Annotated in this window: 10 protein-coding genes; 1 reads left to right on the forward strand and 9 read right to left on the reverse strand. The window is 66.3% G+C overall.

All coding sequences use genetic code 11. The features are described from left to right. Positions 1–188: 188 nt before the first annotated feature. The 8 genes from FVD38_RS08755 to FVD38_RS08790 form a co-directional block, all read right to left on the reverse strand. Positions 189–1,859 carry a methyl-accepting chemotaxis protein gene (locus tag FVD38_RS08755; RefSeq protein ID WP_147934455.1) on the reverse strand — a complete coding sequence of 557 codons (1,671 nt, stop codon included), beginning with the start codon at positions 1,857–1,859 and terminating at the stop codon, positions 189–191. Between the two features lie 296 nt (positions 1,860–2,155). Next, positions 2,156–3,361, reverse strand: a complete 1,206-nt coding sequence (locus FVD38_RS08760; RefSeq protein ID WP_147934456.1) for a dipeptidase — start codon at positions 3,359–3,361, stop codon at positions 2,156–2,158. Then, positions 3,358–4,926 carry a serine hydrolase gene (locus FVD38_RS08765; RefSeq protein WP_147934457.1) on the reverse strand — a complete coding sequence of 523 codons (1,569 nt, stop codon included), beginning with the start codon at positions 4,924–4,926 and terminating at the stop codon, positions 3,358–3,360. Before FVD38_RS08765 ends, FVD38_RS08760 begins: the two co-directional genes overlap by 4 nt. Beyond that, positions 4,923–5,954, reverse strand: a complete 1,032-nt coding sequence (locus tag FVD38_RS08770) for an N-acetyltransferase DgcN family protein (protein WP_147934458.1) — start codon at positions 5,952–5,954, stop codon at positions 4,923–4,925. The genes FVD38_RS08765 and FVD38_RS08770 overlap by 4 nt, the downstream gene beginning before the upstream one ends. Next, positions 5,954–8,200, reverse strand: a complete 2,247-nt coding sequence (locus FVD38_RS08775) for a TonB-dependent receptor (RefSeq protein ID WP_147934459.1) — start codon at positions 8,198–8,200, stop codon at positions 5,954–5,956. Before FVD38_RS08775 ends, FVD38_RS08770 begins: the two co-directional genes overlap by 1 nt. A 38-nt stretch (positions 8,201–8,238) precedes the next feature. Then, complete coding sequence (locus FVD38_RS08780; protein WP_222706906.1) at positions 8,239–9,543, reverse strand: peptide MFS transporter; 1,305 nt, start codon at positions 9,541–9,543, stop codon at positions 8,239–8,241. Further along, positions 9,540–10,562 carry a dipeptide epimerase gene (locus FVD38_RS08785; RefSeq protein ID WP_147934460.1) on the reverse strand — a complete coding sequence of 341 codons (1,023 nt, stop codon included), beginning with the start codon at positions 10,560–10,562 and terminating at the stop codon, positions 9,540–9,542. The genes FVD38_RS08780 and FVD38_RS08785 overlap by 4 nt, the downstream gene beginning before the upstream one ends. Continuing rightward, positions 10,562–12,607, reverse strand: coding sequence for a serine hydrolase domain-containing protein (locus FVD38_RS08790; protein WP_147934461.1), 2,046 nt, complete (start codon positions 12,605–12,607; stop codon positions 10,562–10,564). Before FVD38_RS08790 ends, FVD38_RS08785 begins: the two co-directional genes overlap by 1 nt. A gap of 146 nt (positions 12,608–12,753) precedes the next feature. On the opposite strand from FVD38_RS08790, the gene FVD38_RS08795 reads away from it, so the two are divergent. Next, complete coding sequence (locus FVD38_RS08795) at positions 12,754–13,413, forward strand: helix-turn-helix domain-containing protein (RefSeq protein ID WP_147934462.1); 660 nt, start codon at positions 12,754–12,756, stop codon at positions 13,411–13,413. Between the two features lie 53 nt (positions 13,414–13,466). Here FVD38_RS08795 and FVD38_RS08800 read toward each other — a convergent pair whose 3' ends face one another. Beyond that, positions 13,467–14,087 (reverse strand): hypothetical protein, encoded by a 621-nt coding sequence (locus tag FVD38_RS08800; protein ID WP_147934463.1) that lies wholly within the window; start codon positions 14,085–14,087, stop codon positions 13,467–13,469. Between the last annotated feature and the right edge of the window lie 36 nt (positions 14,088–14,123).

The following is a 14,123-nucleotide window of genomic DNA, read 5'->3' on the forward strand; positions in this document are numbered from 1 at the left end:
GCTCTATATCAAGGATAAGCATGGATGGCGGGGTGTGGACTACCGGGAGTACACAAATATCCATGCTTGTTGCTGACAGGGAACAGAAAAATAGCGGAACGATATGAGGTGGTAGGCGATTGATATCGTTTGTTTGCGCGGCGACCACACAGCTGGTGGGCCGCCGCGACAGGTGTGACAGGCCGGGATCAGGCGATCGCGTCTTCTTCCACTTCCACCTGCGAGGTGCGCTCGACGCGGCGAGAGGCAGGCGTGCGCACGACCAGTGCGCCGCCAGTTGGCGTGCGCCGCGCGCTGCGGACCGCATTCTCATCGCCGACCTTGAACACGCTCACGATCTGCGCCAGCGCGGCTGCCTGCTCCTGCAGCGAGCCGGCTGCCGCCGCCGCTTCTTCGACCAGCGCGGCATTCTGTTGGGTCACGCTGTCCATCTGGGTGATGGCTTCGTTGACCTGCTCGATGCCGACGGTCTGCTCGGCGCTGGCCGAGGCGATCTCGGACATGATGTCGGTCACGCGCGTGATGCCATCCACGATTTCCTGCATGGTCGTACCGGCTTCGTCGACCAGGCGGCCGCCCGCGTCGACCTTGGCCACCGAGTCGGTGATCAGGCCGCGGATTTCCTTGGCCGCGCTGGCCGAGCGCTGCGCCAGGTTGCGCACTTCGCTCGCCACCACCGCAAAGCCGCGGCCTTGCTCGCCGGCGCGCGCCGCCTCGACGGCGGCGTTGAGCGCCAGGATATTGGTCTGGAACGCGATGCCGTCGATGACGGCGATGATGTCGCCGATCTTCTTCGACGACTCGTTGATCGAGGCCATGGTCGACACGACCTGCGACACCACTTCGCCGCCATGCGAGGCGATCTGGGAAGCGTTCTTGGCCAGCACATTGGCCTGGCGCGCGTTGTCCGCGTTCTGGCGCACGGTCCCGGTCAGTTCTTCCATCGACGAGGCGGTTTCTTCTAGCGAGCTGGCCTGCTGCTCGGTACGCGACGACAGGTCCAGGTTACCCGAGGCGATTTCCTGCGATGCGGTGACGATGGTCTCGGTGCCGGCGCGCACCGCGGTGACAGTCTTGAGCAGGTTGTCGTTCATGGTCTTGAGCGCGGCGGTCAAGGTGCCGAGTTCGTCGCGCGAGTCGACGTGGATGTCGGCGGTCAGGTCGCCTGCCGCCACTTGCTGGGCCAGGCCGACGGCGCGCGCCAGCGGATGGGTGATGCTGCGGGTGAGCAGCCAGCCGAACAGGGCGCCGATGGCGATCGCGGCGATGCCGATCAGGGTCAGGGTGCGCTGCACCGAGGTGCTGATGGCGTCGATGCTGGCATTGGCGTCGTCGGCCAGATTTTCCTGGAAGTCGGCCAGCTTGCCGGCGGCCTCGGTATAGGTGCGCATCTCGGGCATGACCTTGCTGTCGAGGAAGGCCACCAGTTCCGGATTGCCGGCGCCGAGTTCGGTCTTCATCTTGTAGGCCTGGTTGCGCACCGAGCTGTACTTGGCGCGCTGTTCGACCAGCGCCGCCAGCAGCACCTTGCCTTCGGCGCTGACGATCACTTCTTCGAAGATTTTCTGCAGCTCACCGGCGCGTTTGCTGATCGGCTTCATGCCCTCTTCGTAGTACTGCTCGTCGGCCGGGTCGGTAGCCCGGATTTTCGCCACCGTGCTGACGGCATTGGTGATGATGCCGGCACGCATCTCCTGGGCCAGCTTGGCTTTCTCGGTAGCCGACGCCATCTGTTCCTTGGCGGTGGTGATATGGTTCAGCTGCCAGAGGGCGGTGCCCAGCATGACGACCATCATGGCGAGGATGACGGCAAAGGCGCCGCCGAGGCGAATGCCGATATTGAGATCTTTGATTTTCATGGTTTCCAGTTCCGAGGACGAGAGAGCCTTGTGACTTGTCAAATCGCAGGATTTAACGTTGGGAGGGCGTTATCTAATCCGGTCAAAAGTACACGTTGTAGCTAAGCAGGGGAAACCCAAAAGTGTGGTTTATGCTCTCGATGTTGCGAACGGGAAACGAAATAATGTATGGATGTTACTGGTCAATAACACTTACATATTAGAGTTATTTTATATTCAATATAATTTCGGTATAGATTTATATCGCCATCATATATATGGCTACAATCGATTTTTAACAAATTTTCGACATTTGATTACAGCGAGGCGCCTTTTTCAGCGGTCTCCAGCACCCGCAACAGATTGCCGCTCCACAGCTTCGCCAGATCGGCATCCGACATGCCATCGGCTTTCAGGCGCTCGGTAATGCGCGGCAGGTGCGCCACATTGTCCAGTCCCGCAAGGCCTCCGCCGCCGTCGAAGTCGGCGCCCATGCACACGTGATCGATGCCGGCCACCGCGATCAGGTGCTTGAGCGAGGCGATGTATTGTTCGAAGCTGGTCTGCCACAACGGTTCGACCGCATCGAGCGCCAGCCACTCGCGGCTCAACGCGGCTTGTTCGGCCGGCGCCAGGGTGCCGATGTGTTCGAGCCGGTCGAACAGCGCCGCGCGCTGGGGCCCCATTTTCAGTTCGCTGAGATAAATCGTGGAGGCGCAGATCGCGCCGCCGCCTGCCGCGATTTTGCGAATGCGCGCGTCGTCGATATTACGCGGGTGATCGTAGCTGGTGCGCGAGTTCGAGTGCGACAGCAGCAGCGGCGAGGCGGACAAGGCCAGCATCTGGTCGACCGTGGCGTCCGAGGCATGGCTGGCGTCGATCACCATGCCCAGCCGGTTCATCTCGCGCACCCAGTCACGCCCCAGCGGCGACAGGCCGTTCCACGTGGGCTTGTCGGTCGACGAATCGGCGAACTGGTTGTTCTTGCTGTGGACGATGCCGACCAGGCGCACGCCCTGGCGCTGGAAGTCCGCCAGCGCCGCCATCGCCGCGGCGCCGTCGCCCAGTGGATAGCTGTTCTCGATGCTCTTGAACGCCACCAGCTTGCCGACGGCGTCGAGGCGACGCGCCTCGGCAGCCGTGGTGACGACGCCGATGCGGTCGGCATGGCGCGCCAGCGTCGTGTCGATCAGCTGCGAGCGCGCCAGCGCGTGGGCGCGCGCCGCCGCATAGCCCTCGGACGTCAACGGCCCCTGGTCGGTGAAGATGGCGAAGAAGCCGCCATCGAGGCTGCCCTCGCGCATGCGTCCCAGGTCGACCTGGGCCACTTCCACGGCGGGATCGTGGCGCTCGCCAAAGTCCCAGCCCGCGCGGCCGAAGTGCACCGGGGTGTCGAGGTGTGCGTCGAGCGTGAGCAGGCGGCGATGGGTGTCGTCGACCTGCGGCGCGCCGCCGGATGCGGCGCAGCCGGCGAGCGCGAACAGGGAGGTGAGGGCGAGGCTGGCAGTCGTGGTCTTTTTCATTCGGTCGTCTTGATCGGGGTGAAGTTCAGGTCCGCATAATCCCAGCTGAAATCGGCGATCGGCGACACCGGCGCCAGCTTGATGCCGCCCACCTTGCCGTCCTTGTCGAAAGCGAAGCTGAGGTAGGCCGGTTCCAGCGCCTGATCGTCGAAGCGGGTGATCCAGGTATCGTACTGCCAGTGCTCGAGCCGGCCCGCCATGCGCTGGGTCGAGGTGAAGTCGACCCGCAAGCCCTTCTTGTCCTGGGTGATGGCGAGCTTGCCGTACCAGGGATCGGCATAGGTGCCCACCAGGCTCGCCGGTGGCAGCGACGGCGTCGATTTCACCGGCTTGGCCTGCTTGGCTTTCACGAGCTCGAGCCCCTGCTTGACCTTCTTCGCCTTGTAGGCCTGGAAGGTCGCCGGCCAGTCGGCCTGTGGCTTACCCAGGTAGTGGTCGGCCAGCTCGTACATCAGGCCGCGCACCAGTTCTCCATCCTCGCTGTTGATGGCGATGGCGAAGCCCACGTTCTGCTCGGGCAGCAGTACCACGGCGGTGCCGAAGCCGAACACCGCGCCGCCGTGCCAGATCATGCGCGCGCCGCGATAGTCCATCAGGTCCCAGCCCAGGCCATAACTCGACAGCTTCGATTCGATCAACTTGAGCTCGGGCGGCATGGGCCCGGTGGGCATCGGCATCGATGGCGTCCACATCTGCTCGTGGGTCGCGGCGCTGAACACGCGCTTGCCTTCGGGCGTGGCGCCGGCGCCGAGCAGCGTGTGCAGCCAGCGCGCCAGGTCGTTGGCGCTGCTGGCGATGCCGCCGGCCGGGGCCGCGTTGCGTCCCAGGTCGTCGCGCTCGTCGAGCCGCACCTGGTCGCCGGCGCCGCGCAGGCCGCCATTCATCCTGGCGTGTGGATAGGCGCGGTTCGCGGTCGCGAAATTGTCTTCGTTGTGGGTGGTCGACACCGTCATGCCGGCCGGACGCAGCACGTGCTCGCGGGTGTACTCTTCCCAGGTCTTGCCGCTGACCTGCTCGATCAGCTGGCCGGCCACCACATACATCAGGTTCGAATAGGCATAGGTGCTGCGAAAGCTCGTCGCCGGTTCCAGGAACCGCACGCGGTGCACGGTCTCGGCGCGCGAGAGCTTGCTGCGCGGGACGAACAGCAGGTCGCCGGCCCCGTAGCCAAGGCCGCTGCGGTGGGTCAGCAGGTCGCGGATCGTGATCTCGCGCGTCACCCACGGGTCGTACATCTGGAAGCCCGGCAGGTGCTCGGTCACCTTGTCGTCCCACTTGATTTTTCCATCGTCGACCAGCGTAGCCAGCGCCGCCACCGTGATCGCCTTGCCGGTGGACCCGGTCGGGAACAGGGTATCGCCATCGACCGCCGCCGGCGCGCCCAGCTGGCGCACGCCGAAGCCGCGCGCCAAGGTGGTCTTGCCGTCTTCGACGATGGCGATCGCCAGGCCCGGTACGCCGATGCGCTGGCGCAGCGTCTCGGCGCGGGCTTCGAAGTCAAGCGGCGGCGCCGCCAGCGCGGGTGCGCAGGCGAGGGCAAGCAGCAGGGAAAGCGTGGACTTCATGGTGTCTCCTGGCAGGCGTCGAGCAGGCGTTCGAAGGCGGGGCCGCCGCGCATCGGATCGGCAACAGGATACGGCAAGCGCGCGGCATAGGCGGCAATTTCGGCCTCGGCCGCCTGTGCATCCATGCCGCCGGTGTTCAGGGCCACGCCGACGCAACGGATCGCAGTATTGGTCACCCGGCCCAGCGCGATGGTCTGCTCGATCACGGTCTCGATCGACGGCAGCGGCGATGCGGGATAGCCGAGCAGGTGGTCGCGCCGCGGATCGTGGCAGACCACGAACATATCGGGCTGGCTGCCGTGCAAGAGGCCCAGCGAGACGCCGGCGAAGGCAGGATGGAACAGCGAGCCCTGGCCCTCGATCACGTCGACGTGGCCGGGCGCCGCGGCGGGGCTGAGAATCTCGGCGGCGCCGGCCACGAAGTCCGAAACGACGGCGTCGATCGGCATGCCGCTGCCGGCGATCATGATGCCGGTCTGGCCGGTGGCGCGGAAACTCACGTCGGCGCCGCGCGCGGCCAGGCCGCGGCTGAGCGCCAGCGCCGTGTACTTCTTGCCCAGCGCGCAGTCGGTGCCGACCGTCAGGATGCGGCGCCCGCTGCGCGGCAGGCCGGTGGCGATCGGGATGTCGGCCGGTGGCGTGCGCACGTCGACCAGGCGCCGGCCGCTGCGCGCGGCGGCTTCACGCAGGGCGGGCAGGGCGTCGAGGCGCACATGCATGCCGGAGACGACGTCCAGGCCGGCGTCGAGCGCGGAGGCGAGGGCCGGTACCCAGGCGTCAGGGATGCCGCCGCCGGGCGCCGCCACGCCGATCACCAGCGCGCTCGCCCCTTGCGCCGCCGCCTGTTCGCAAGTGAGCTGCGGCAGGCCGGCCGAGACGGTGGCTTGCGGCAGGCGCAGCTCGCCGACGCAGCGCTCGCCGGCCCAGTCGCGCAGGCCGAAGGCGGTCTTGGCGAAGCCCGGTTCGGTGACGTCGCCGAGGAACAGCAGGCAGCGGCCGACGGCGCGGTTTTCCAGTGCTGAAGGCATCAATACTCCCGGGTCAGGGTGAAGCCGACGGTGCGCGGCGCGATCACGCCGGTGCCGAGGGCGCCGTTTGGATAGGCGAACATCCCGTTCGGCATGAGCTCGGCCGTCGAGAGCTTGCCATCGCTATTGCCCAGGTTCTTGCCGAATACCTCGACGGTCCAGTTGCCCAGTTCAAGTCCGGCGTAGGCGTCGACCACGTTGTACGATGGGATCTCGCGCTGGCGGCCGTTGGCCGCGCGGTAGGCGGGGTCGAAGCTGGCGTGTTGTCCGGCCATGCGGCGTACCGAGGCGCCGGCGAAGGCCGGGGTGGTGTCGCCGATGGTCCAGCGGTAGTCGGCCAGCAGCGACGCCGTGTACTTTGGCGAGAACGGCAGACGGTCGCCCTTGTAGCCGCCGACCAGTTCCAGGTCGGTGTCGTCGTCCAGGCGCGCCTTGTTCCAGGCGCCGTTGGCCGACAGGCGCAGGCCCTGCAGCGGACGCCAGCCGGCGCTGATCTCGACCCCGTCGGCGGTCGCGCCGGCGCCATTGGCGTTGATGCCGAAGCCGTTCACGTTCGCCAGCAGCTGGATGTCCTTCCACTTGATGTGGAAGGCCGACAGGTCGAGCGACCAGCGGCCGTCGTCGCTCTGGGTCTTGAGGCCGGCCTCGTAGCTCATCACGCTGTCCGACTCGTAGCTGGTCGGCGTGCCGGGTGGGGCGTTCGGGGGCAGCACGTTCGGCCCGCCGGGACGGAATCCCTTGGCGGCGCGCGCGTACACGGCGGTGCGTTCGCTGAACTTGCGCTTGAGCGAGACGGCATAGGTGAAGACGTCTTCCGACGATTCCGCGCGGTTGTCGGCCGGGGTGGTCAGCACGCCATCGCCTAGCTGGTGCGCGTCCTGCTTGTTATGGCTGTAGCGGCCGCCGATATCGAGGTCGTACACCGGATTCAGGTGGATGGTGGTGTTGGCGAAGGCGGCGACCTCGCGGTAGTTCGAGCCCAGGCCCACGTCGGCCAGCAGCGGCAGGCCGGTAGCCGGCGTCATCGTGCCCGGCACCAGGGCGTGGTAGCGCTGGGCCAGGTCGGCTTCCTCGTCGGTGTAGTAGAGACCCGCCAGCCAGTCGACCCGGCTGCCGCCGTTGGAACTCAGGCGCAACTCTTGCGTGAACTTCTTGACCTCCAGTTCCATGCCCAGGTACATCTCGTTAGGCACGCCCAGGTTGTCCTCGACGAACTGGCTCAGATTGGTCGTGGCGTCTTCGCGCGCGTATTGCTTCTGGGTGCTGTAGCTGGTCGAGGAGGTGAGGCTGGCGCTGCCCAGGTTCCAGTTGGCGGTGCCGTTGAAGACGCGGTAGTGGATGTCGCGCATCTGCGGCACATATTGCGACTGGGTCGGACGGCCATACAAGGTCTCGAGCGACTCCGGATCGCTTTCGACGATGCTGGGCGCGTCGGTGGCGATGTTCTGCGCGACCGCCGTCAGGCGCAGGTCGAAGTCCTTGTGCGGCTTGTACAGCAGCGAGGCGCGGCCGCCATAGTTCTCGGCCTTATTGATGTCCTTGGCGACGTCCGAGCCGGCGGTGCCGATCGAGTCGATGAAGCCGGGCTCCTTCTGGTACGAGACCGAGGCGCGCGCGGCGAGCGTCTCGCTGATCGGCGTATTTACCACCAGGTTTGTCCGGTACGACACGCCGCCGCCGTCGACCGAGGCGGCGCCGATGCGGGCGCGCATGGCGAAGCCGTCGAAGTCCGGCGCATTGGTCACGAACTTCACCAGGCCGCCCAGCGAGCTGGCACCATACAGCGCGCCCTGCGGGCCGCGCAAGACCTCGACCCGTGCCAGGTCGAAGGTGTCGAAGTCGCCGGCCAGGATCGCGCCGTTGGCCAGGCCGCTGCTCGAGCCGAACGGCGTCTCGTCGAGGTACACGGCAACGGTGGAAGCCACGCCGCCGGTGTCGAGGCCGCGCAGCACCAGGCGGCCTTCGCCGGGCGTGCTCTGCACCAGCTGCAGGCTCGGCACCAGTTTCAGGTAGTCGGCGAAGCCGGTGGCCTGGTGTTTTTCCAGCGCGTCGCCGCCGACCACCGACATCGACTGCGGCACGTCGACCATCGTCTGCGCGCGCTTCTGGGCGGTCACCACCACCTGCTGGACGTCATCACGCTGGCGCTGTTGTTCCTGTCCAGCCGCCCAGGCGCCCGATACCGCGAGCGCCATGGATGTCAGGACGATGCTGCCTGCTACTTTTCTTGGCGTGGGAAATGCCATGTGGTTCTCTCCTGTCTCTCGTTATCGTTTCAGGGACATCAAGCGTTGGCGCCGGCGGTGACCCCGCCGGCATGCAGCCGGTCCGCGTGCTGCATCGGACCGTTGAGACGCCACAGCAGGCCGGCGGAGAGCGCCGCCAATGCCGCCAGCAGGGCGAAGAAGGCGCCGGGTTCGAAGCGGCTCCACAAGCTTCCCACCAGGCCGGCCGACAGGCTGCCGGCGAAGGTGACCAGGAACCAGGCCGCCACCGTGGTGCTGCCCAGGTGGCGCGGCGCCAGCCGGGCGAACAGCCCCAGGCCCGTGGGCAGGATGAACAGCTCGCCGATCGTCAGCACCAGGAAGAACAGCACCAGCCAGATCCAGCCGGTGGCGGCGCCGTCCGCGCGCCAGCCGGCCGTCGCCAGCAGCAGGTAGGCGCCGGCCACGATCAGCGCGCCGCAGGCCATGCGCCGCAGCGGCGCCTGGTCGACGCCGGCCGCCGTGCGGCGGTGCCAGTAGGCCAGCAGGGGTGGCGTGAGCAGCATCACGAACAGCGGGTTCAGGGACTGGAACCAGGTCATTGGGATGCTCCAGTCGCCCAGGGTGCGATCGACACCGCTGTCGGCCCACAGCGCGACCGTGTTGCCGACCTGCTCGTAGGCGGCGCGGAACACCGTCACCGCCAGGCCGATGCCGACCAGGACCAGCACGGTCTCGCGGCCCAGTGCGCGCGTCGCGTCGTCGTGCAAGGGCGCCGGCGTGCGCATGGTTTCCGGCGGCAGGTAGCGTTGTCCGGCGACGTAGATCACGAGGCCCAGCACCATGCCGATGCCGGCCAGGCCGAAGCCGTAGTGCCAGCCATACAGCTCGCCGACCGTGCCGCAGATCAGCGGCGCCAGGAAGCCGCCGATATTGATGCCGACGTAATAGACGTTGAAGGCCCAGCCCCGCCGCGCATCGGTGCGCGCATACAGGTCGCCGACCTGGCTTGGCAGCGACGGCAGGAACAGGCCGTTGCCGAGGGCGATGGTGGCCAATGCCAGATAGAAGAAGGCGTCGAAGGCCATCATGAAGTGCCCGGCCGCCATGATCGAAGCGCCGATGATGATGGCGCGCCGCTTGCCGAGCCAGCGGTCGGCCAGCACCCCGCCCAGGATCGGCGTGAAGTAGGCGGCCGCCGTATAGGCGCCGTAGATGAACGAGGCCTGGGTCTGCGTCAGCAGCAGTTCCTTGGTCATGAAGTAGACCAGCAGCGCGCGCATGCCGTAGTACGAGAACTGTTCCCACATATTCGTGAGGAACAGGACCGTCAGCCCGCGCGGATGGCCGAACCAGGTGGCCTCGCCATGCATGCCGGTGTTCATCGGGAGGTGAATCCGGCAATTGGGACTTGCCCGCCCCAGACTTCGGGACCCGACCAGACATCGCCATCGACGTACTCGACGCCGGGCCGGCGATCGTTGGCCAGGAAGATCGGGCCGTCCAGGTCGACGATGTCGCATTCCTGGCCCAGCACGAAGCTCGGCCCCATGGACAGGCTCGAGCCGCCCATATTGCCGACCATGACACCGAGGCCCAGGCGCCGCGCTTCCTGCGCCATCAGCAGGCCTTCGGTCAGCCCGCCGCACTTGTCGAGCTTGATGTTGACCACGTCGTAGCGGCCGACGGCGGAGGCGACGTCGCGCAGCGACAGGATGCTCTCGTCGCCCGCCAGCGGGATCGGCGAGCGCAAGCCTTCCAGCTCGGCCTCGTGCCCGCGCGCCAGCGGCTGTTCGAGCAGGCGCACATCCTGGGCCTGCAGGCCGGCGATCAGGGCGTCGAGCTGGCCGGCGACGAAGCCCTGGTTGCCATCGACCCCGAGCCAGGCGTCGGGCCGCGCGGCGCGCACCGCCGCCACGCGTTCGAGGTCCAGATCGAGTTCGCCGGTCAGCTTGATCTTGATGGCGTGGGCCTGGGCGTAATCGAGGGCCGTCGTCGCCATCGCTTTCGGCGTATCGGCGCCGAGCGTGAAGGTGGTGCGCAAGGGCCTGGGCGCCGCCTTGCCGGCCAGCTGCCACACCGGCACGCCGGCGCGCGCCGCTTCCAGTTCCCACAGCGCGCAGTCGACCGCGTTGCGCGCGCCGCCCGGCGGCAGGATGGCGCGCAGTTCCTCGCGCGTGGGGCCGGCGGCGATGGCGGCGCTGGCGCCATCGAGCACGGCCAGCATATGGGCCGCATTGTCGCCAAGGTAGTAGACGCCGCAGGCTTCGCCGCGGCCCTGGTGGCGGCCGTCGCCCAGGGTGACGACCACCACCCCGAAGGCCTCGAACACATGACCCGAGATGCGGAAGGGTTTGAGGAGCTGCAGCTTTTCGGTCGCGACCGAGATCGTCAGGCGGGCCATCAGTAGTTCACCGTCATGGAAAGAAGGCCGCCGCGCAGGGCCACGTAGGCCAGCAGCAGCGCGGACAGGAGGTACAGCACGCTCCAGAACTTGCGCAGGCGTCCCGGTTCTTTAAAGGCCAGTTGCAGGTTGCGCACGCCGGAGACCAGCGCCGCCACGAAGGCGAGCAGGCCGCCGATCTGCAGGAGCCACAGCCACGGGTCGAGCGGGGAGGTCGCGTTTTCCAGGGTCGACTCGAAGGCCGTCACGACGCCGCCCCAGCCGGCCAGCACCGCCAGGATGGCCAGCGCCGAAAGACGCGTTGCCAGCGCCGCCTGGCGCGCCGGCTTGGCCAGCGTGTGCTGCAGCTTGTAGCGGCGGCGCACGATCCAGCCGCCCGGCATGGCCAGCACGGCGAACAGCAGCACCGCGGCGGCGACGCAGGCGGCCGGGATCAGCCAGGCACCGTCCTTGCCGGCCGGGACGCGGTCGAACACCATGAAGGGCGACATGAAATCCATGCTCCAGCGCACCACCTGGCCGTTTTCGAGTTGGGCCGCGAGGCGGTCTTCACCGTTCTTGTCGCGCCATACGAAGGGCGCGATCTCGACCCATTCGCGCGGGCGGCCATTCGGTCCGAGCAGGGCCGGCACCACCAGGTTACCTTTGTCGTCGAGCGTGACCTTCACCTGGCCGAGCAGATTGAACACGGCGAAGAAGTTCGATTCGGAGCGGCGCGTGCTTTCCCAGGAACCGGTCATCATCTCGGCATGGCGCTTGGCCTCGGCCTCGGGCACGCGGCCGTCGGCAGGGAGGGTTGTGGGGAAGTAGCGGTCCGAGAAATCCTGGAACACGGCGCTGCGCAGCGTGTTGGACGCACCGGCGCGGCCGCCGCTGTTGACCGACAGGTACAGGCCCACGCCGTCGTCCATGTACAGGTGCAGCGAGCTGTGGAATCCCTCGGTGTCGCCCAGGTGGGCGATCACGTCGCGGCCGTTGACGTTGGTCTCGAAGAAGCCCAGTTCCATGCGATTGAGCGGCGGCAGCAGCGTCGACTTGCCGATCCTGTCGAGCGGGCTGTCGTGCATGGTCTTCGCGGTGGCGGCGGACAGGATGCGCTGGCCGTTGAATTCGCCGCCGGCCAGGTGCGCGATCATGAAGTTGGCCATGTCCTGGCCGCTGGCCGAGAGCGACCCGGCCGGCGCCGAGTTGACGATCTCGAAGCCGAGCGATGGCTTGCCGGGCTTGCTGTAGCCCTTGGCCATCAGCGGTTCCAATGCGGCCGGCAGGGGCTGGCGGAAGGTGGCGGTGCGCATGTTCAGCGGCGCGAAGATCTGCTTCTCGACGTAGTCGTTGAACGGCATGCCGGACACGCGCTCGACGATGTAGCCGGCCAGCGAGGTGGCGTAGTTCGAGTAGGCCGGCGTGGTGCCGGCGTCGAAGATGCGCTCGGGGATGCGCGACTTGAGCAGCTCGCCCAGCGGCCTGGCATTGTTCTTGTCGTAGACGATCAGGTATTTCACCGACTCTTCGAAACCGGCCGTATGGGTCATGATCTCGCGCATCGTCACCGGCTTGCCGGCGCGCTCGGGGATCTTGAAGTCGAGGTAGGTGTTGACGTCGGCGTCGAGGTCGATCTTGCCCTGCTCGACCATCTGCATGACGGCGGTCCAGGTCACCAGCTTCGAGACCGAGCCGGGACGGAACAGGGTACGTTCGCCATCGACCGGCGTGCGCTTGTCGACGTCGGCATAGCCGAAGCCACGCGCGCTCAGGACCTGGCCGTCCTTGACGACGACGATCACCGCGCCCGGGATGTCGCTGGTGTTGAGGGCGAACGGCATATAGCCGTCGAGCCAGGCATCGAGGTCGGTCTTGTCGAGGGTGCGTCCGCTGGCGGCAGCGGGGGCTTGGACGGCCGTCTGCGGTGTGGCGGAAGGAGTCTTGGCGACCGGACCCGGCGTAATCGGCGGCGGCGGCAAGGTGGGTATTTGCGTGGCCTGCTGGGCAAGTGCGCCCGCGTTCCAGCACAGCATGCCAAGCAGCAGAATCTTCAGAAATCTCATCGAGTCTCCCTTCTCCCTGTTCGTTCGGTTGATTTGCGATCCACCGGGCCAGCCTATAAAATAAAGCTTGATCCGAGTTATTTTTCTCTGATTGGAGAAATATCTTCCTAATCAGAGACTGTGTCAACATATAAAAAAATTGGTTTATGACATCTGAATCCCCAACACTCGGTGCATTGATTCGCAGCCTGCGCAGCCACCAGGGCTGGACGCTGAAGGAAATGAGCGTGAAAAGCGGCATCCCGGTGTCCACCTTGTCGAAGGTGGAACACGGCCAGCTGACGCTGACTTATGACAAGCTGTATCAGCTCAGCCAGAAGCTCGGCATGCGCATGTCGGAACTGTTCGCGGAGGAACCCGAGGCCGAGCCGCCCGTCACCGCGCGCCGCAGCCTGGGCGACCTGCAATCGGCGGTGCGGGTCGAGACGCCGAACTACGACTACAACTACCTGTGCGCGGAGCTAAGGCGCAAGCTGATGATCCCGGTGATCACGCGCCTGCGCGCGAAGACACTCGATGAATTCGGCAGCCTGGTGCATCACTCGGGCGAGGAGTTCTCGTATGTGATGAAGGGAACGGTGGTGCTGCACACCGAGTTCTACGACCCGGTGGTGCTCAAGGAGGGGCAATCGATCTATTTCGATTCGAGCATGGGGCATGCCTATCTGGTGGCGGAAGGCTGCGATGAGGTGGAGATGCTGACGGTGATGACCAACTCAGAGGAGGGGGCGGATCAGGCGATGATTCATGCAGGGCATACGCATACACTGCCTGCACCGAAGGAGTCGAAGGCCGGCGGCACCTGAACCGCGCCGGAATCGACCGTAGCCTGGGCGGCGTTGCCGCCCAGGCGGTCAGTTCACGCCGGGGGTGTGTGACGGGTCTCCAGGCCGGTTACCAGCTTTAACCGTTCCTGCTGCTCGGCGCTTACGCAGGCGACCAGGCAGTCCTGTCCCTGCAGGTCGAACCAGATGTAGCGGCGCTGCGACCCGGTTTGCGCAAGCAGCAGCTCAAAGCGTGAAAACACGTTGGGATCGACCCAGTCATCCTCGACTGCGAGGTCCCACCGGACCTCCTTGCCGTCGATCCGGAACGAGAGCCATGCGACACCCTCCTCGATGTCTACATGGTCGCGCACGTCGGTGAGCACCAGGGCGCCCTTCGACAAGGCTGTGAATCGCCTGGCGATGTCGATATAGTCGCCATGGCTGACGATGCATTCGGTGTCGAAGTGCCAGACATCGTGACTGAGGGGGATGTCTGGCCCATCGGCGTCCTCGGACAAACTGCCGCCTCCCAGTTCAAGCAGCAAGGCCATGTAGGGTTCATGGCGCAGGTGGTTGCCGGCGCAGCGTCGCAAGACCAGTTCTTCGCACGCAGCATCCAGCGGTGCGATGCCGCTGTCGGCCAGGGAGGCAAGTTGCTGCGCCAGCGGTGGCCGCGGCCGGCCGAACAGGGACTTCTTCAGGAACTTCAGCATTGCTTGTTCTCCTCGAGAGCTTGGTTCGTAGCGGCC

The sequence above is a fragment of the Massilia arenae genome (genome assembly GCF_008014745.1).
Taxonomy (GTDB): domain Bacteria; phylum Pseudomonadota; class Gammaproteobacteria; order Burkholderiales; family Burkholderiaceae_D; genus Telluria; species Telluria arenae.